The following is an 18,537-nucleotide window of genomic DNA, read 5'->3' as shown; positions in this document are numbered from 1 at the left end:
GTTCACTGCCGCACAGGCAGCTTAGAAATCGTTATTTTCCAGACAAAGGCCGTTGCCATGGTTCACTGCCGCACAGGCAGCTTAGAAAGTATTTTTTAACGTTGCCCTCACCAGCGTTATGTTCACTGCCGCACAGGCAGCTTAGAAATCGATGAGATATCAGGCACTCAACGCAATGCCGTTCACTGCCGCACAGGCAGCTTAGAAAAAATGCCTAGTTGTTTAGCTTCGCGTTCAATTGTTCACTGCCGCACAGGCAGCTTAGAAATCTCCAGCGCAAACCGTGGGCGGCATAAAAGCGTTCACTGCCGCACAGGCAGCTTAGAAAAATCGGGTGGCGGCGCATCCTCAAGATATATTGTTCACTGCCGCACAGGCAGCTTAGAAATTACCTCTCGCGCTATGTGTGAGAACTGGCTCGTTCACTGCCGCACAGGCAGCTTAGAAATAAAAGGCAGCTTTGGTATTGTTGGAAAATGTGTTCACTGCCGCACAGGCAGCTTAGAAATCCCTGCATCTCTCTGCCATCATCAAAAACTCGTTCACTGCCGCACAGGCAGCTTAGAAATGGCGGGTACTTGGTTGCAATATGAGCAATACGTTCACTGCCGCACAGGCAGCTTAGAAATGTCGGCTCTGGCAAATCGGTAGGTTGTGTAAGTTCACTGCCGCACAGGCAGCTTAGAAAGTGACGGGTGGTTTGTCTCGATCTATCGTGAGGTTCACTGCCGTACAGGCAGCTTAGAAATTATCCAAAAGAAGCGCAACAGAGAATAAAACGTTCACTGCCGTACAGGCAGCTTAGAAATGTTGCTGGGTTAGCTGCTGCTGGAATACCTTGTTCACTGCCGTACAGGCAGCTTAGAAATTTTCGGAAATTATATCTAATATCTGAGATTTGTTCACTGCCGTACAGGCAGCTTAGAAAACCCCTCGAAAATTGGCGCTGCTGTCGCTGGGGTTCACTGCCGTACAGGCAGCTTAGAAAATCAAGTGCGAGCTTGAGCTTTTCAGGTAACTGTTCACTGCCGTACAGGCAGCTTAGAAAAGAGCTTTGCGTATGAGACTGATAAAAACCGAGTTCACTGCCGTACAGGCAGCTTAGAAATGCAAAGGGTAATTATCAAATTGTCACACACTGTTCACTGCCGTACAGGCAGCTTAGAAAACTGAAATTCACTGGTCACAAGATTGCGCTCAGTTCACTGCCGTACAGGCAGCTTAGAAATTGAGCGAGAGAGATTGATTACACAACAAACCGTTCACTGCCGTACAGGCAGCTTAGAAATTACAGGTTTGCGTACAACGCCGCCACGCCTGGTTCACTGCCGTACAGGCAGCTTAGAAATCACGAGCCTGTTTATCGACCATTGAGACATTGTTCACTGCCGTACAGGCAGCTTAGAAAGTAACCGACAGCATCGGTCGCAAACATCATCAGTTCACTGCCGTACAGGCAGCTTAGAAACAATTAGTGAGGCGATTTTGTGTTAACGGTAGGTTCACTGCCGTACAGGCAGCTTAGAAATCCGAGGAGGCCGCCGATGACTCCGCCAAATAGTTCACTGCCGTACAGGCAGCTTAGAAAGTGACGCTCGATGTGACGTCAGCCATTTACGCGTTCACTGCCGCACAGGCAGCTTAGAAAAGTATCAAGAATATCGTTGACGATGTCGGTGAGTTCACTGCCGCACAGGCAGCTTAGAAATCATCCAAAATAATTGTGTGGTTGACAGTTATGTTCACTGCCGCACAGGCAGCTTAGAAAAAAAGTAGTAGTTGTAGCTGCCATTTGCGTTTGTTCACTGCCGCACAGGCAGCTTAGAAATAATGAGTATTTCGGTTCAGCATTCACGCCAAGTTCACTGCCGCACAGGCAGCTTAGAAATCAAGGTTAGGGTTATCTGGGTCTGGAGATGTGTTCACTGCCGCTCAGGCAGCTTAGAAAATGCTTAAACTCACCACCTCTGGCCTGTAGACGTTCACTGCCGCACAGGCAGCTTAGAAATAACTTCTATTTACTAAAGGGCGGAAGCAAGCGTTCACTGCCGCACAGGCAGCTTAGAAATTGTGAAGTTTTTGGGCAGTGTGATAAGTCCAGTTCACTGCCGCACAGGCAGCTTAGAAATGGTACTAACACTGTTTCTCAAGATGCGGGTTGTTCACTGCCGCACAGGCAGCTTAGAAAAGAAGTCGTCAGCGAAGACATTCCACGCCTAAGTTCACTGCCGCACAGGCAGCTTAGAAATTTGAGCGCAAGATGGTTCTAATTCCTTTAGCGTTCACTGCCGCACAGGCAGCTTAGAAATCGATCTGCGGTGATGGTTTTAACCATTAAATGTTCACTGCCGTACAGGCAGCTTAGAAAAAGAAGTTTACTGCACCAGCTAAATATCCTGTGTTCACTGCCGTACAGGCAGCTTAGAAATTGTGCAGCAAATCACGATGCTCTGTTAGCGAGTTCACTGCCGTACAGGCAGCTTAGAAAGCGAACAAGCAATGCCGGATCGACAACTTCTCGTTCACTGCCGTACAGGCAGCTTAGAAATTGCGTTTCAAGTCATCCAATTGGAATTGAACGTTCACTGCCGTATAGGCAGCTTAGTTAGAAAGTGAACCAAACGATGCAGTTCACTTTCAACATTTTAATGAGGTTCCTACTTTATATTGTGCATATTCATTATGACCTGCCTAATGGTGCTTTCGATATCAGGAGTCACCTCTTTTCGAGGTGTTGCGAGTTTTTTCAAGAGTTCTGCCTGGCGGTAGTCGGAAACATCACCATAGCTGTAAAAAGTAGTCAGTACGCCTTCATGACCTAAGTTTTGGCTCCAAGCTTTAAACTCTTCCGCGTTGCTACATAATTGCTCCCCTAAACGAGCTAGTGTGTTGCGAAAGCTATGTGGGTTGTAATAAGGCAATCCTGCTAGTTTGAAACTTTGCTTGAAGATTCTTCTGATTGGGTTTGCTGTTGTCCAATGCTCTTTTGTTAATCCCATGGCTTCAAACTGAAAGTTGGGGCTGTTCTTCACTTTCGTTTTTGGGAAAAGGGGAGCTTCTGGGCCGAATGAAAGCTCATTTGTTAGATAACTCACCCATTCGGTAACTATTTGCAAAGGGAGCTCTCCCACTGGAAAGAAATAAGTGGTGAACGTTTTGCTGAACTTGGTTTTTACTTCCCTAGCATCTTGATACAAGCTGTGTTCTGCAAGGCTAATATGCTTGAGTTTTAGTGAGGCGATAGCACTATCTCGTGCGCCAGTGAGCAAGGTGAAAGCCACCAGCGCGCGATCTCGCATTTCAACATTGGTTGTACTTGGCATCGCTTGCAAAACTTGCGTGACTTGCTCAATGGTTGGTATGGGCTTTTTACGTTTCGCATTAGCAATACGCGCATCTTTTTCTGACAGGTTGAAATATTCGGTATCACTGTAATTAATGCGGGAACGGTAATGGCTTTGTAAAGCTAGCCATTGAAAGAAGGCTTTCAGGTGACGCAGTGTTGTATGGACGGTCGCTTTACTTAATCTTTCACCGGTAGCGATACTTTTTTGCTCCATCAAGTGCTTTTTAAATCCCACCGCCTGTTGGCGGTGAAACTGCTTAAAATCTTTGTACTTTGTGTATTCTTCAAAGCGATTAATAGCTTTGGATACGCCATCCACAGAAACGTCACTTTGCCGTTTGGCCTCTTTCAAAAATTCATAGTATTGACGGGTCACTCGTACGTTATTGGTATTGTGTTTATTCATGTTCTTCAATTCTCCAATCAAGGGATAACTTAAGAGAGGATTAACGCTCATACTTATGTGTTTTTGTGCCGCCGGTAATGTCCACCTGTAATGCTCGGCTAATTGTGGTTAATTGCCTCCAGCTAAAGTATTTATTGGACTTTGAACCACAGTCATTACAGGTTGCAAAAGCGCGTCCAGCGCCGTTAGGTAGCTGCAAAAAGTGAGCACTGCCTAGTGCAGGTATTCTTGGGGCTCTGCACTTAAGGCAATAGAGTTCATTGGGTTGGCAATGCTGTTGGTTTGCTTTTCGCTGCTGGCGAATGAAGAGTCTTAAATCCGTGCCTAATACGATGAGTGGTCGAGCACTGTCATAAACTGGCAAACCATTGGTTATCCAGTTGCGAACTGTTTTCTTGTGGACTTTGAATAAAGCTGCAATTTCCTCCACCGTATAGCTACGGTGGATTTTGCATAAGTTGGGATTTAGGCGCTTTTTCATTTCTCGTTCTCCTGGCTTTTGCTAGCAGAAATGCGCTCATCGAGCCATTGCTCAATGTCTTGTTCTAACCAACCAACAGCACGTACACCTAATGAGATTGATTTTGGAAAATCGCCTTGTGCAATGCGCAAGTAAATACTACTGCGTGATAGCCCCGTCTTTTGGATAACGGATGGAAGACGGATAATTCTGTGAGACATAAAAAAACCTCTTTGTTGCTTCTTAAACAACGAAGAGGTTAAAAGAAAAGATGAAAACGAATTCCTTATAAGGAAAAGCAAATTCCTTATAAGGAAATTAATTTGTGATTACATTTGTTTTTTCTCAATCGCATCATCGACTTGCATTAAGACGTTACGGATCGCCTCGTTGGATAGCTTAACGCCTATTTGTTCAACCATTTTTTCAACTGAGCTTGCGACACCGCGAGTTTTGGGATTGATATTCACTTGATTACATAGTGCTCCAATTATCGTAAGAAGGGTGGTGCGTTCTCTGGGATCTAAGGGCTTATCACAAGCTGATACAGGTTTATCGCTCAATTCGTGAATAAAGCGATTGAGCTCCTCGGTTCGTATAACAAGCTCATACTGACATTGTTCAAGAGGTACCACGTCAGTAACATCATGCCATTTGGAGTGTTTTTGTTGATGCGTGCAATTTGTTGTCTCGTCATATAGAGATAGTGCATCCACAATGACCATTACTCTTTCCATCTCAATGACATCAAGGTTGTCCATCACGGCACCACTTTCTTCATTCATCAGTTCATCTAGGCTGGAGCCCTTTAACTTCAGAAGGCTATTTAGCCTTGTTGCTAATGCATCGTAAGTATCATGATTTGCGGGTAACGGTAAATTATTCAGAACTTGGTATACATAGCCCTCTCTCAGAAGGTAGAGCTGGTGCTGAGTTGTCAGATCTGGCCATTCACCGAGTTTGCTGTGAAGAAGCGTTCGCAAATGGTTAACCCCTGAACCAAACATAGCAAGATCCCATACTCCTTGAAGCACTTCGATGTACTTATCAAATTCGATTTTGGTTTTGCTTTCTGTTTGATATTCATCAAACAGCTGTTGTGGCGAGAATGCCTGTGTACTTTTGATTGCGTACGTAACATTGATTAATTGAACGGAAGCTTGTAAGTGGCCATCAAGAATGAGCTGATAAAGATCAGCTAGTGAGACGTGTTCTTCTAGAGTAGTGGATAAATGATCAATGGCATCGGGAAAGGACAGAAACTTTTTTAACGTTAGTAGCTTGCTCATTGGAACCTGACTAAGGTAACTAGGTAATTAACAGAAGTCACTATGTTACTTAGCCATGCGGTAAAAACGATCAATTCAAGGAAGTATGATCGGAATTGATAGTCGGAGTCACACAATTCTGTGTGATGTTGAGTAAAAACTTAACGCTTGCGCATTAATGAAATGTAGTTGGATGTGCATCTTATCTTATAAAGACTGACAAGATGAAACATTGTTAAACTACTCATGAAAACAAAAACGCCACGAGCAAAGCTGGTGGCGTTAACATTAAATCCAATCATAGCAATCGAGCATCTTAGGTGCTCCCGTACCCCAAGCCGTACCCAGAGTGATTTTTACTATAATCGAAATGCCTTTAAATCCTTATTTAATGCGCTCTAGCATCACACCCGCTTCCATATGGTGGGTGTAAGGAAATTGGTCGAAGAGAGCAAAGCGCACCACTTGATGGGTTTCCCCTAGGACTTGTAAGTTCTCTTGCAGCGTTTCTGGGTTACAAGAGATGTACAGAATGCGCTCATAACCTTGCACCATTTTACAGGTGTCAATATCCATGCCTGAGCGTGGCGGGTCGACAAAAATGGTGTTGCAACGGTAGCTTTGCAGATCAACTCCCGCATCCTTCAAACGATTGAATTCGCGTTTACCTTCCATCGCCTGAGTAAACTCTTCTGCCGACATACGGATGATTTGTACGTTGTCGATCTGGTTAGCGGCAATATTAAATTGCGCGGCTTCTACAGAAGGTTTTGCAAGTTCAGTCGCCAGCACACGCTCAAAGTTTTGTGCTAACGCGAGTGAGAAGTTGCCGTTACCGCAGTACAGTTCAAGCAAATCACCGTTGCTCTCTTGAGTGCAATCGACCGCCCATTCCAACATTTTTTCGGCGACCTTTGCGTTAGGTTGGGTAAAGCTATTTTCGACTTGTTTATAAATGTATGGCTGACCGTTGACCTGTAATTTCTCGACCACGTAATCACGATCCAACACCACTTTCATTTTGCGAGCACGGCCGATTAAGTTCAGGTTGAACCCTTCATCGTTTAGGCGCTGTTTGAGTGCTTGCGCCGCGGTGGTCCATTCTTCGCTGAGCTGACGATGGTACAACAGTGAAACCAAAATCTCACCACTGAGGGTTGAGAGGAAATCGACCTGAAATAGCTTGTGGCGCAGAATAGGGCTGCCCTTCATGGCATCCATCAGCAGAGGCATCAAATCATTAATCAGGCGGCTCGCCGCCGGAAATTGGTCCACTCGGTACTTTTCGCGCGTCTCTTGATTAAACATGATGTAGTACATGTCATCGCCTTCATGCCAAATCCGAAATTCAGCACGCATGCGATAATTCGCCACCGGCGACTCAAACACTTCCAGCTCAGGCATCGAGTAATCAACAAACATCGCTTTTAAACGGGCGATTTTGTCTGCCAATTGAGCTTGGTAGAGTTCAGGGTTTACATCAAGAGTCGCCATTGGGGTACCTTTTTATGGGCTATTACAGAAAGAGCGCAGATTTTATTCAATCTCGGCCGCTTGTCCAGTTTTGCCCTAACATTGGTGGGATATTCAGTGTAAAGCCTAGCGGATTGGAATCTGTACTGGACAATTTTTCATTCACTCAATACTATCTGCGCCAAGCTGGTGCTATTTAGATGCCTGGATGGCTAAAAATGGCTGAAAAGGGAATCCGGTGTAAATCCGGAACTGACGCGCAGCGGTAAGAGAGAACGAACGCTCAAACGACACTGCTTTTCGAGTGGGAAGTCGAGCCAGTAGGCCAACAGTGCTCTCAAGTCCGAAAACCTGCCAGCAACTGAGTCATGCAGTGGTATTGCACTCAGTAGGATTCACGCGATTTAGGACAACATAATGCAAAAATCAGCACTGGCGATCGCTCTAGTATCGCTGCTTACCCCTATCTCTTATTTACACGCGAACGAAGCACAATCACAAGAAACGCTGGTTGTGACGGCGAATCGTTTTGAGCAAAAACAAGCTTCTGTTCTATCCGCGACCACGGTGATTAGTCGTCAGGAAATCGAACAGTACCAAGCTAATTCGCTCACTGAAGTGCTGCGTCGCGTTCCTGGTGTCGAAGTTGCCCAGAATGGTGGCCGTGGTCATAACGCGTCAGTGTTTATGCGCGGCACTAATAGCGGCCATGTGCTGGTACTGGTCGACGGTGTGCGTATTGACTCTGCAGCTGGTGGCGTGGCAATCAACCGTTTCCCTCTCGGGTTAGTTGAACGCCTTGAGGTTGTTCGTGGTCCGGGTGCTGCCGTGTATGGTTCTGATGCGGTTGGTGGGGTGATCAATATTATTACCCGCTCTCATCGTGGCAATAATCTTAAGCAAGTGACGGTTGGCATTGGTAGCAACCAGAGCCGTAAAGGCGATGTGGTTGCTAAGGCGGATGTGAATGAGCAAGGTCATCTGCAACTGGCGGCTGGTTTTGAGAAAACCGACGGTTACGATATCAAAAGCACACAGACGGGTATCGATTACGGTTATGAAAGCCAGAATCTGATGGGTGGTTACGAGCATCGCTTTAATGACAACTGGCTGGGTTATGTGTCGGCGAGTTGGTTTGATAGTGATGTGGAATATAACTCATCCGGTGCGCTTTACCACGGTTTCTCCGACAATCAGAGTTTTACTGGCCAGTTGAATTATGAAGGAAGCAAGTTAAAGAGTCTGTTTTCTCTTAACTATCAAAAAACTGATAAGCGAGATTATAGCCAGAGTGAGGGGAAGGATAATGCCAGCACACTAGCCAACATCGATCTGACCCAGATTCAGTGGGCTAACATGTATCAACTAAATGAGTACGTTGAGTTGGGTGGTGGTGTTGATGGGCGTCGTGAATCACTGGGTGATAATGCGTTAAGTTATGGCTATGCACATGCTCTTGCAGGAGAGAGCCGAGATACCAAAGGAGCATTCGGTTCGGGTCGAATTAGCGTGAATAACTGGGTTATCGAAGCAAACGTGCGTTATGACAAGCATGATAAGTATGATGACTACACCACGTGGTCGTTAGCAACGGGTTATCAAATCAACTCGAATTACCGACTCAGAGCGAACTACGGAACGGCATTCAAAGCGCCGACGTACACCAACTTGTCAACATCGCCAGACCTTCAGCCGGAAAAGTCGAAGAATATCGAAGTGGGTGTCGATGCAACATACTCTCTGGCTAGAGTTAGTTTGTCGGCATACGACAACAAAGTGGATAACTTGATCATCTGGTATTCCGATCCGAACGGTAATATTTGTGATGTGGTGAGTTACGGCGGCTGTTCATTGAATACGGACGCGCGTATTAAAGGTGTGGAATTGGAAGTGAACTTTGACACTGGCCCGATCAACCATACGCTAGTTGCAGAGTACAAAGATCACAAAGATGACAACGGCATTCAACTGGCTCGTCGTGCGAAAGAAAACTATAAGTGGATCACTTCGGCACAATTCGGTGACTTCGATATGAGCACTACCTACACTTTCACCGGTAAACGTCTGGATCTGCCAAAAACAGGGGCGACCGATGAGGATTACATTCCAGCTACTAATTTATGGGATGTGTCATTGGGTTATTGGGTCAGTGATGCTTTTGTAGTTCGCTCTCGTGTTGAAAACCTGTTCAACGAGCAATACGAGACAGCCCAAGGTTACCGCTCTCCAGAAAGAACATACTACCTGAACGCGAGTTACCAGTTCTAACCTTAAACCGCCTTCGGGCGGTTTTGTTTTGGGAATAACACAGTGAATAAAATGAAGGTCATCATCAGTTGGTCATCAGGTAAAGATTCGACCCTCACCTTAGAGCGATTACGTGAAAGAGCGGATGTTGAAGTCGTTGGCCTCGTTACCACGTACGTAGGTAATGAAGTTCCTTTCCAAGCGACACCCATTGAAGTGCTTGAGCTACAAGCTCAGCTCGTTGGTCTTCCTTTGATTAAAATTGAATTACCTACGGTCTTTCCATCTAATCCGATTTATCAAAGCCAAGTTGTGGAAGGGATACAGAACTCAGGCGTGAGATTTGATGCAATCGCTTTTGGTGATCTGTTTTGTAATGGCATTGCTGAGTATCGCAAAAGTTATCTAGAGCCAGCAGGATGGGAATGTCTGTTTCCTCTAATGGGTGAAAATTCAATGCAACTAGCTCAGGAAATTATAAATCGAGGTATTCAAACCTTGGTAGTGACTACGGATGGTGAGCAGATCAGTCCAGACTATTGTGGGCAATGGTATACCGCAGAATTTATACAAGCATTGCCACTCAGCGTCGACCCATGCGGAGAAAATGGAGAATTCCACACATTAGTAACACAAGCCCCATGCATGTCAGGACACTTAGAATTAGTGTTAGAAGGGAAAAGCCAAACCGAACGTTTCTGTTATCAAAGGTATCGGGCGTGGATTGCCTAATTTAGCAGAGAGAGTATGATCGACCCGTTTTTTCTAGCTAGGTTGTCGCACTCGTGTCATCTCAATCCTTTCCTCGTGTTCTGATTTTCGATTCTGGTGTGGGTGGTCTTTCCGTATATCGGGAAATTGAAGCTCGTTTGCCGCAACTTAGCTACATCTATCTATTCGATAATGCCGCGTATCCCTACGGCGAATTGGCTCAAGAGACCTTGATTGCGCGAGTCGATGCCTTAGTCACTCGTATGGTTGAACAAGAGCAGATTGATCTCGTGGTCATCGCTTGTAATACCGCAAGCACCATAGTGCTGCCAGTGCTACGTGCCAAACTCACGATACCCGTAGTGGGGGTTGTGCCAGCTATCAAGCCAGCCTCATTAATTGCCAGTAAAGCGATTGGCCTCATTGCCACCCCCGCAACAGTCAAGCGCCAATACACGCAAGAACTCATTCGAAACTTCTCTGCCAATAAAAATGTCGAACTATTGGGTTCAACTCGACTGGTCAATATGGCAGAAGAGAAGCTACGCGGTAAATCACTGGATCTCGAAGAGTTAGAAAACATACTGCACCCACTCAAACATACTATTGATGTTGCCGTGCTAGGCTGCACTCATTTCCCTCTAATAAAAGAAGAAATTCAGCAAGTGCTCGGAGAGCAAGTCCAACTGATTGATTCGGGTGTTGCGATTGCGCGAAGAGTTCAAGAGCTATTGGGAATAGACAAAGGAGCTAGGACAAATCAGAAACATCAAATTTATGCTAGCGCACCCCCTTGGGAGGAGAGTGCGCTAAATATCAAGCTCGAACAGTTAGGGTTTAATCCTGTTCAGCCATTTCCTCATCCGATTTAGGATCATTAGCAATTCGAACCTTTAATGTCCGCTGCATATATTCCTTTTCATTGAGAGCATCGATTGCGCTTTGAGCCTGGCTTGCAGCGATAACCACAAATCCAAACCCCCGCCGTTTACCCGTTCGCTTATCCTTCATAAGACGCACCGCAAAGACCTCACCATGCTCGGCGAACAACTCTTTAACGTGCGATTCATTGGCTTTATAGGGTAGGTTGCCCACATACAATGTTTTCGTTGTAGAAGAAGCCTCTTCATCTTGGCTTGAAATGGTGGATTGAGTAGAAAGTTTGCAAATTAAAGTCGTTGCAACCACACCAATTAAAAAAGCGAAAGAAGAGTGTAGAGTCAATTGAGATAAAATCCCGGCACCAATAACCGCAAGCAGGGCAATCCATAATATAGATTTGTCAGATTTCATATTGAATTACTACGCATCAGAGAAAAAGAAGAGTCACTGTCTATCGATGAATTAACAAAATAGACACAGGAATCTTACGTATATGCTTGATATTTTTCCAATCGAATGGTGTGACCCCCCTCAATATGTTGGAATTTTATTCGAAAAACAGCTCGTTGTTGGCTTTTTGAGCGAACGATTTTTTTTTAATAAAAAAAGCTTGTCATAAAAATCAACCTCCCTATAATGCGCCCTCACTGACACGGCGTGAGGTTCAATTCACAAAGTGGAAAGAAAATGAGAAGAAAAAGTTTGAAAAAACATTTGACACTCAAATGAATAAGCGTAATATACGCAGCCCTAGCGAACGAAGCTGAAAGGCGATTTCGATAGGTAAAGCTCTTTAACAATATAAACCAATCAATCTGTGTGGGCACTCGTTGATGATAATCAAAAAAGATTTATCAATGAACTGAGTGACCATTTGAATGAGCAATCATTCAGCACAGTCAATTCAACATTACTTCGCTTTTTATTAAGCAAAGAATGTAATCAGTATTCATTGAGCCGAAGCGAAAGCTTCACAAAACTTTTAATTGAAGAGTTTGATCATGGCTCAGATTGAACGCTGGCGGCAGGCCTAACACATGCAAGTCGAGCGGCAGCACAGAGGAACTTGTTCCTTGGGTGGCGAGCGGCGGACGGGTGAGTAATGCCTGGGAAATTGCCCGGTAGAGGGGGATAACCATTGGAAACGATGGCTAATACCGCATAACCTCGTAAGAGCAAAGCAGGGGACCTTAGGGCCTTGCGCTACCGGATATGCCCAGGTGGGATTAGCTAGTTGGTGAGGTAAGGGCTCACCAAGGCGACGATCCCTAGCTGGTCTGAGAGGATGATCAGCCACACTGGAACTGAGACACGGTCCAGACTCCTACGGGAGGCAGCAGTGGGGAATATTGCACAATGGGCGCAAGCCTGATGCAGCCATGCCGCGTGTATGAAGAAGGCCTTCGGGTTGTAAAGTACTTTCAGTAGGGAGGAAGGTGGTTAAGCTAATATCTTAATCATTTGACGTTACCTACAGAAGAAGCACCGGCTAACTCCGTGCCAGCAGCCGCGGTAATACGGAGGGTGCAAGCGTTAATCGGAATTACTGGGCGTAAAGCGCATGCAGGTGGTTTGTTAAGTCAGATGTGAAAGCCCTGGGCTCAACCTAGGAATCGCATTTGAAACTGACAAGCTAGAGTACTGTAGAGGGGGGTAGAATTTCAGGTGTAGCGGTGAAATGCGTAGAGATCTGAAGGAATACCGGTGGCGAAGGCGGCCCCCTGGACAGATACTGACACTCAGATGCGAAAGCGTGGGGAGCAAACAGGATTAGATACCCTGGTAGTCCACGCCGTAAACGATGTCTACTTGGAGGTTGTGACCTAGAGTCGTGGCTTTCGGAGCTAACGCGTTAAGTAGACCGCCTGGGGAGTACGGTCGCAAGATTAAAACTCAAATGAATTGACGGGGGCCCGCACAAGCGGTGGAGCATGTGGTTTAATTCGATGCAACGCGAAGAACCTTACCTACTCTTGACATCCAGAGAATCTAGCGGAGACGCTGGAGTGCCTTCGGGAGCTCTGAGACAGGTGCTGCATGGCTGTCGTCAGCTCGTGTTGTGAAATGTTGGGTTAAGTCCCGCAACGAGCGCAACCCTTATCCTTGTTTGCCAGCACGTAATGGTGGGAACTCCAGGGAGACTGCCGGTGATAAACCGGAGGAAGGTGGGGACGACGTCAAGTCATCATGGCCCTTACGAGTAGGGCTACACACGTGCTACAATGGCGTATACAGAGGGCAGCGATACCGCGAGGTGGAGCGAATCTCACAAAGTACGTCGTAGTCCGGATTGGAGTCTGCAACTCGACTCCATGAAGTCGGAATCGCTAGTAATCGCAAATCAGAATGTTGCGGTGAATACGTTCCCGGGCCTTGTACACACCGCCCGTCACACCATGGGAGTGGGCTGCAAAAGAAGCAGGTAGTTTAACCTTCGGGAGGACGCTTGCCACTTTGTGGTTCATGACTGGGGTGAAGTCGTAACAAGGTAGCGCTAGGGGAACCTGGCGCTGGATCACCTCCTTACACGATGATTGTCGTGATGAGTGTCCACACAGATTGATTCGGTTTAGATTTGAGCATTAAGTGGGTCTGTAGCTCAGGTGGTTAGAGCGTACGCCTGATAAGCGTAAGGTCGGTGGTTCGAGTCCACTCAGACCCACCACTAACGATGGGGTTATAGCTCAGCTGGGAGAGCGCCTGCCTTGCACGCAGGAGGTCTGCGGTTCGATCCCGCATAGCTCCACCATCTTTAAGCGTTTTCGCTGAGAATGTTTAAAAATGGTTTTCATCAGAAAATCTTGCTCTTTAACAATTTGGAAAGCTGACAAAACAACAATGTATTGTTGTTTGTAAAGTTCTCAATGTTTATCGAAAGATAAACACCAACAACACATTCAAGTGTGCTTGGTATCGAATAAGACTTCGGTCTTGTTCAAAATTTGAGTCCGGCAAAATCTGTCTCGCACTCATGTAAATTAAACGCGAGACAACTTAGGTTGTTTAAACAGCAACCCGAAACTCCTTCGGGTTGTATGGTTAAGTGACTAAGCGTACACGGTGGATGCCTGGGCAGTCAGAGGCGATGAAGGACGTACTAACTTGCGATAAGCGCAGATAAGGCAGTAAGAGCCGTTTGAGTCTGCGATTTCCGAATGGGGAAACCCAACTGCATAAGCAGTTACTGTTAACTGAATACATAGGTTAACAGAGCAAACCGGGGGAACTGAAACATCTAAGTACCCCGAGGAGAAGAAATCAACCGAGATTCCGGTAGTAGCGGCGAGCGAACCTGGATTAGCCCTTAAGCACTCGGTGAAGTAGGTGAACAAGCTGGAAAGCTTGGCGATACAGGGTGATAGCCCCGTAACCGACGCTTCATCGAGCGTGAAATCGAGTAGGGCGGGACACGTGATATCCTGTCTGAATATGGGGGGACCATCCTCCAAGGCTAAATACTCCTGACTGACCGATAGTGAACCAGTACCGTGAGGGAAAGGCGAAAAGAACCCCTGTGAGGGGAGTGAAATAGAACCTGAAACCGTGTACGTACAAGCAGTAGGAGCACCTTCGTGGTGTGACTGCGTACCTTTTGTATAATGGGTCAGCGACTTATATTCAGTGGCAAGGTTAACCGTATAGGGGAGCCGTAGCGAAAGCGAGTCTTAACTGGGCGTTCAGTCTCTGGATATAGACCCGAAACCGGGTGATCTAGCCATGGGCAGGTTGAAGGTTGAGTAACATCAACTGGAGGACCGAACCGACTAATGTTGAAAAATTAGCGGATGACTTGTGGCTAGGGGTGAAAGGCCAATCAAACTCGGAGATAGCTGGTTCTCCCCGAAAGCTATTTAGGTAGCGCCTCGGACGAATACTACTGGGGGTAGAGCACTGTTAAGGCTAGGGGGTCATCCCGACTTACCAACCCTTTGCAAACTCCGAATACCAGTAAGTACTATCCGGGAGACACACGGCGGGTGCTAACGTCCGTCGTGGAGAGGGAAACAACCCAGACCGCCAGCTAAGGTCCCAAAGTATTGCTAAGTGGGAAACGATGTGGGAAGGCTCAGACAGCTAGGATGTTGGCTTAGAAGCAGCCATCATTTAAAGAAAGCGTAATAGCTCACTAGTCGAGTCGGCCTGCGCGGAAGATGTAACGGGGCTAAGCAATACACCGAAGCTGCGGCAATGTCCTTTGGACATTGGGTAGGGGAGCGTTCTGTAAGCCGTTGAAGGTGAATCGTAAGGTTTGCTGGAGGTATCAGAAGTGCGAATGCTGACATGAGTAACGACAAGGGGGGTGAAAAACCTCCCCGCCGGAAGACCAAGGGTTCCTGTCCAACGTTAATCGGGGCAGGGTGAGTCGACCCCTAAGGCGAGGCCGAAAGGCGTAGTCGATGGGAAACGGGTTAATATTCCCGTACTCAATCAAATTGCGATGGGGGGACGGAGAAGGCTAGGTGGGCCAGGCGACGGTTGTCCTGGTTCAAGTGCGTAGGCTTAAGAGTTAGGTAAATCCGGCTCTTTCTAAGGCTGAGACACGACGTCGAGCTACTACGGTAGTGAAGTCATTGATGCCATGCTTCCAGGAAAAGCCTCTAAGCTTCAGATTTGATGGAATCGTACCCCAAACCGACACAGGTGGTCGGGTAGAGAATACCAAGGCGCTTGAGAGAACTCGGGTGAAGGAACTAGGCAAAATGGTACCGTAACTTCGGGAGAAGGTACGCTCTTGATGGTGAAGTCCCTCGCGGATGGAGCTGACGAGAGTCGCAGATACCAGGTGGCTGCAACTGTTTATTAAAAACACAGCACTGTGCAAAATCGCAAGATGACGTATACGGTGTGACGCCTGCCCGGTGCCGGAAGGTTAATTGATGGGGTTAGCGTAAGCGAAGCTCTTGATCGAAGCCCCGGTAAACGGCGGCCGTAACTATAACGGTCCTAAGGTAGCGAAATTCCTTGTCGGGTAAGTTCCGACCTGCACGAATGGCGTAATGATGGCCACGCTGTCTCCACCCGAGACTCAGTGAAATTGAAATCGCTGTGAAGATGCAGTGTACCCGCGGCTAGACGGAAAGACCCCGTGAACCTTTACTACAGCTTGGCACTGAACATTGAACCTACATGTGTAGGATAGGTGGGAGGCTATGAAGACGTGACGCTAGTTGCGTTGGAGCCGTCCTTGAAATACCACCCTTGTATGTTTGATGTTCTAACTTAGACCCATTATCTGGGTTGAGGACAGTGCCTGGTGGGTAGTTTGACTGGGGCGGTCTCCTCCCAAAGAGTAACGGAGGAGCACGAAGGTGGGCTAATCACGGTTGGACATCGTGAGGTTAGTGCAATGGCATAAGCCCGCTTAACTGCGAGAATGACGGTTCGAGCAGGTGCGAAAGCAGGTCATAGTGATCCGGTGGTTCTGTATGGAAGGGCCATCGCTCAACGGATAAAAGGTACTCCGGGGATAACAGGCTGATACCGCCCAAGAGTTCATATCGACGGCGGTGTTTGGCACCTCGATGTCGGCTCATCACATCCTGGGGCTGAAGTCGGTCCCAAGGGTATGGCTGTTCGCCATTTAAAGTGGTACGCGAGCTGGGTTTAGAACGTCGTGAGACAGTTCGGTCCCTATCTGCCGTGGGCGTTGGAAGATTGAAGGGGGCTGCTCCTAGTACGAGAGGACCGGAGTGGACGAACCTCTGGTGTTCGGGTTGTGTCGCCAGACGCATTGCCCGGTAGCTAAGTTCGGAATCGATAACCGCTGAAAGCATCTAAGCGGGAAGCGAGCCCTGAGATGAGTCTTCCCTGACGGTTTAACCGTCCTAAAGGGTTGTTCGAGACTAGAACGTTGATAGGCAGGGTGTGTAAGCGTTGTGAGGCGTTGAGCTAACCTGTACTAATTGCCCGTGAGGCTTAACCATACAACACCCAAGGGGTTTTGTAGTGGACTCAAAGCTAAGCGCATAAGAATGTGTGTGAGAACGAAAACAGCTTTCCAGATTTTAAAATTTTGCTTGGCGACCATAGCGTTTTGGACCCACCTGATTCCATCCCGAACTCAGAAGTGAAACGAAACAGCGTCGATGGTAGTGTGGGGTCTCCCCATGTGAGAGTAGAACATCGCCAGGCTTTTAATTTAGCACCAAGCGCTAACCAATGCGGAGCGGTAGTTCAGTTGGTTAGAATACCGGCCTGTCACGCCGGGGGTCGCGGGTTCGAGTCCCGTCCGCTCCGCCACTTATTTGAGAAACCCAGTCTTAGGACTGGGTTTTTTGCTTTGGGGCAATCCCTATCTCTGCTTCCTAGCATGCCCCCTCTCTCAAGTTCTATGCTTCTGACTTCTTATTTACTGATTTTGGGCTGATTCCCACCTTGGTTATCTTCGCCTTGGCGCTGTATCGTGACTCAAACTTCAAACTTCAAACTTCAAACTTCAAACTTCAAACTTCAAACTTCAAACTTCAAACTTCAAACGAATGTAGCGCTTTTGCTATTCGTGGTTGGGTGCGTACCGTGTTTAACTCTCTGCAGTTGGGCTGCAGAGTGAGAAGTGAATATGAGTGCAGGGTCTCATGCGAATTGGTCGTAGAGCGATAAGAAAAAGCCGACGCACAGGGCATCGGCTTCTTTTGTATCATTGATTGGTTCTAACCGCGTAGTGCTGCTTTGGTTAAGAGCGCTTTCTTATCTGAATCAGAGAGGAATGCCAATTCCAAGCCGTTGATTTGTGCTTGGCGGATCTGTTGCTGACTAAGTCCTGCTTGAGGTGCTGCCACTTCGTACTCATAAGGCAACTCGATCCCTTCAACGGCAGGATCGTCGGTGTTAATACACGCTAAGATCCCATGCTCTAAGAAGCGTTTGAGTGGGTGGGCTGCTAGACTTTCGACAGTACTGGTTTGCAGGTTGGACGTTAGACAAGACTCAATACCGATGCGATGTTGGGCAAGGTAGTCCATCAATTTCGGGTCATGAATGGCTTTTACTCCATGGCCAATACGTGTAGCGCCAAGCTCTTTAATCGCCTGCCACATGCTCTCTGGACCCGCAGCTTCGCCTGCATGAACGGTAACTTGTAAGCCTGCATTTTTGACTTGTCTAAAGTGCTGGATAAAACGATCGCCAGGTTGACCCAATTCATCGCCCGCTAAGTCAACGGCGACGATATGATTTTTCTGGCTCAGGATGGCCTCTAATTCTTGTTGGCAGGCATCAGTGCCGAAAGTGCGGCTCATAATACCAATGAGATTGGCTTTGATGCCAAAATCACGCACACCGGCCTGTACGCCATCAACGACCGCTTCTACTACCCCTGCGATTGGTAAACCATGTTTCATCGCCATGTAGTAAGGCGAAAAACGCAGTTCGGCGTAATCAATCCGAGCGTTCAGTGCATCTTCTACGTTTTCATACGCGACACGACGACATGCTTCAAGATCACCTAAGACAGCAACCCCCCAATCTAATTTAGAAAGAAACGCAACGAGTGAGGGTTCAGTTTCAACAATTTGCACATAAGGAGTGAGGGTTTCAATGGTGTTAGCGGGTAATTGAACCCCAAATTTTTGCCCTAATTCTAATATGGTTTGCGTGCGAATGTTCCCATCAAGATGACGGTGCAAATCAGTTAAAGGGATCGATGAAGTTATCATTATTGTTGTCCTTATCAGTATTTGCCGTTAAGTATAAAAACCAATCCATGAGCTGTCAGCTAACGAAAGGCAAGAAAAGGACATATTTT

The 18,537-nt window shown here is 47.0% G+C and carries 10 protein-coding genes, 3 tRNA genes, 3 rRNA genes, 1 CRISPR repeat array and 1 riboswitch (1 of these 18 cut by a window edge); of the genes, 9 read left to right on the top strand and 7 right to left on the bottom strand.

The window, feature by feature from the left end; translation table 11 throughout:
- Window positions 1-2,608: a CRISPR direct-repeat array (repeat unit 28 nt; unit sequence GTTCACTGCCGCACAGGCAGCTTAGAAA); it reaches 2,340 nt to the left of the window's first position.
- A gap of 49 nt (window positions 2,609-2,657) precedes the next feature.
- The 5 genes from MKA69_RS03845 to trmA all read right to left on the bottom strand — a co-directional run bounded on the left by MKA69_RS03845 (window position 2,658) and on the right by trmA (window position 6,974).
- Window positions 2,658-3,752, bottom strand: coding sequence for a site-specific integrase (locus tag MKA69_RS03845; protein ID WP_055033055.1), 1,095 nt, complete (start codon window positions 3,750-3,752; stop codon window positions 2,658-2,660).
- 40 nt (window positions 3,753-3,792) lie between these two features.
- Window positions 3,793-4,233 (bottom strand): helix-turn-helix domain-containing protein, encoded by a 441-nt coding sequence (locus MKA69_RS03840; protein ID WP_055033054.1) that lies wholly within the window; start codon window positions 4,231-4,233, stop codon window positions 3,793-3,795.
- The gene (locus MKA69_RS03835; RefSeq protein WP_055033053.1) at window positions 4,230-4,433 is read right to left on the bottom strand and encodes an AlpA family transcriptional regulator; all 204 of its coding nucleotides are present in this window, start codon (window positions 4,431-4,433) and stop codon (window positions 4,230-4,232) included. Before MKA69_RS03835 ends, MKA69_RS03840 begins: the two co-directional genes overlap by 4 nt.
- Window positions 4,434-4,541: 108 nt before the next feature.
- The gene (locus MKA69_RS03830) at window positions 4,542-5,501 is read right to left on the bottom strand and encodes a hypothetical protein (protein ID WP_055033052.1); all 960 of its coding nucleotides are present in this window, start codon (window positions 5,499-5,501) and stop codon (window positions 4,542-4,544) included.
- A gap of 363 nt (window positions 5,502-5,864) precedes the next feature.
- Complete coding sequence (gene trmA, locus MKA69_RS03825) at window positions 5,865-6,974, bottom strand: tRNA (uridine(54)-C5)-methyltransferase TrmA (protein WP_305847524.1); 1,110 nt, start codon at window positions 6,972-6,974, stop codon at window positions 5,865-5,867.
- 149 nt (window positions 6,975-7,123) lie between these two features.
- Window positions 7,124-7,327, top strand: a riboswitch (cobalamin riboswitch).
- A 43-nt stretch (window positions 7,328-7,370) separates the two neighbouring features.
- Between trmA and MKA69_RS03820 the strand changes: the two genes are divergently transcribed.
- The 3 genes from MKA69_RS03820 to murI are packed head-to-tail and all read left to right on the top strand — an operon-like array spanning window position 7,371 to window position 10,783.
- Complete coding sequence (locus MKA69_RS03820) at window positions 7,371-9,221, top strand: TonB-dependent receptor domain-containing protein (protein WP_305847523.1); 1,851 nt, start codon at window positions 7,371-7,373, stop codon at window positions 9,219-9,221.
- 51 nt (window positions 9,222-9,272) lie between these two features.
- Window positions 9,273-9,932 carry an ATPase gene (locus MKA69_RS03815; RefSeq protein ID WP_305848222.1) on the top strand — a complete coding sequence of 220 codons (660 nt, stop codon included), beginning with the start codon at window positions 9,273-9,275 and terminating at the stop codon, window positions 9,930-9,932.
- A 53-nt stretch (window positions 9,933-9,985) separates the two neighbouring features.
- Window positions 9,986-10,783, top strand: coding sequence for a glutamate racemase (gene murI, locus MKA69_RS03810; RefSeq protein WP_305847522.1), 798 nt, complete (start codon window positions 9,986-9,988; stop codon window positions 10,781-10,783).
- Here murI and MKA69_RS03805 read toward each other — a convergent pair.
- The gene (locus MKA69_RS03805; RefSeq protein WP_055052257.1) at window positions 10,749-11,204 is read right to left on the bottom strand and encodes an RNA-binding protein; all 456 of its coding nucleotides are present in this window, start codon (window positions 11,202-11,204) and stop codon (window positions 10,749-10,751) included. The two genes, murI and MKA69_RS03805, sit on opposite strands and share 35 nt — an antisense overlap.
- A 572-nt stretch (window positions 11,205-11,776) precedes the next feature.
- On the opposite strand from MKA69_RS03805, the gene MKA69_RS03800 reads away from it, so the two are divergent.
- The 6 genes from MKA69_RS03800 to MKA69_RS03775 all read left to right on the top strand — a co-directional run bounded on the left by MKA69_RS03800 (window position 11,777) and on the right by MKA69_RS03775 (window position 17,033).
- Window positions 11,777-13,319: ribosomal RNA gene (locus MKA69_RS03800) — 16S ribosomal RNA — on the top strand.
- A 62-nt stretch (window positions 13,320-13,381) separates the two neighbouring features.
- Window positions 13,382-13,458 (top strand) — tRNA-Ile (locus tag MKA69_RS03795).
- A gap of 8 nt (window positions 13,459-13,466) precedes the next feature.
- Window positions 13,467-13,542: transfer RNA gene (locus MKA69_RS03790), tRNA-Ala, on the top strand.
- A 288-nt stretch (window positions 13,543-13,830) separates the two neighbouring features.
- Window positions 13,831-16,717: ribosomal RNA gene (locus MKA69_RS03785) — 23S ribosomal RNA — on the top strand.
- A gap of 92 nt (window positions 16,718-16,809) precedes the next feature.
- Window positions 16,810-16,925 (top strand): 5S ribosomal RNA (rrf, locus tag MKA69_RS03780).
- Together the 16S, 23S and 5S rRNA genes with 3 tRNA genes alongside form the textbook arrangement of a ribosomal RNA operon.
- Window positions 16,926-16,956: 31 nt before the next feature.
- Window positions 16,957-17,033: transfer RNA gene (locus tag MKA69_RS03775), tRNA-Asp, on the top strand.
- A 410-nt stretch (window positions 17,034-17,443) separates the two neighbouring features.
- Here the strand turns inward: MKA69_RS03775 and add are convergent.
- Window positions 17,444-18,448: an adenosine deaminase gene (gene add, locus MKA69_RS03770; RefSeq protein ID WP_304572372.1), complete on the bottom strand. Its 1,005-nt coding sequence runs from the start codon at window positions 18,446-18,448 to the stop codon at window positions 17,444-17,446.
- Window positions 18,449-18,537 lie beyond the last annotated feature (89 nt).

This window comes from Vibrio sp. AH4, from assembly GCF_030710545.1.
Classification (GTDB): Bacteria; Pseudomonadota; Gammaproteobacteria; order Enterobacterales; family Vibrionaceae; genus Vibrio; species Vibrio metoecus.
Note: the sequence above shows the minus strand (reverse complement) of the source record. Positions and strands in the feature narration are given on the sequence as shown.

Bases quoted from the DNA above. Each gene is read 5' to 3' on its own strand.
- MKA69_RS03845 (WP_055033055.1), bottom strand. From the start codon at position 3,752: ATGAATAAACACAATACCAATAACGTACGAGTGACCCGTCAATACTAT.
- MKA69_RS03840 (WP_055033054.1), bottom strand. From the start codon at position 4,233: ATGAAAAAGCGCCTAAATCCCAACTTATGCAAAATCCACCGTAGCTAT.
- MKA69_RS03835 (WP_055033053.1), bottom strand. From the start codon at position 4,433: ATGTCTCACAGAATTATCCGTCTTCCATCCGTTATCCAAAAGACGGGG.
- MKA69_RS03830 (WP_055033052.1), bottom strand. From the start codon at position 5,501: ATGAGCAAGCTACTAACGTTAAAAAAGTTTCTGTCCTTTCCCGATGCC.
- trmA (WP_305847524.1), bottom strand. From the start codon at position 6,974: ATGGCGACTCTTGATGTAAACCCTGAACTCTACCAAGCTCAATTGGCA.
- MKA69_RS03820 (WP_305847523.1), top strand. From the start codon at position 7,371: ATGCAAAAATCAGCACTGGCGATCGCTCTAGTATCGCTGCTTACCCCT.
- MKA69_RS03815 (WP_305848222.1), top strand. From the start codon at position 9,273: ATGAAGGTCATCATCAGTTGGTCATCAGGTAAAGATTCGACCCTCACC.
- MKA69_RS03805 (WP_055052257.1), bottom strand. From the start codon at position 11,204: ATGAAATCTGACAAATCTATATTATGGATTGCCCTGCTTGCGGTTATT.
- add (WP_304572372.1), bottom strand. From the start codon at position 18,448: ATGATAACTTCATCGATCCCTTTAACTGATTTGCACCGTCATCTTGAT.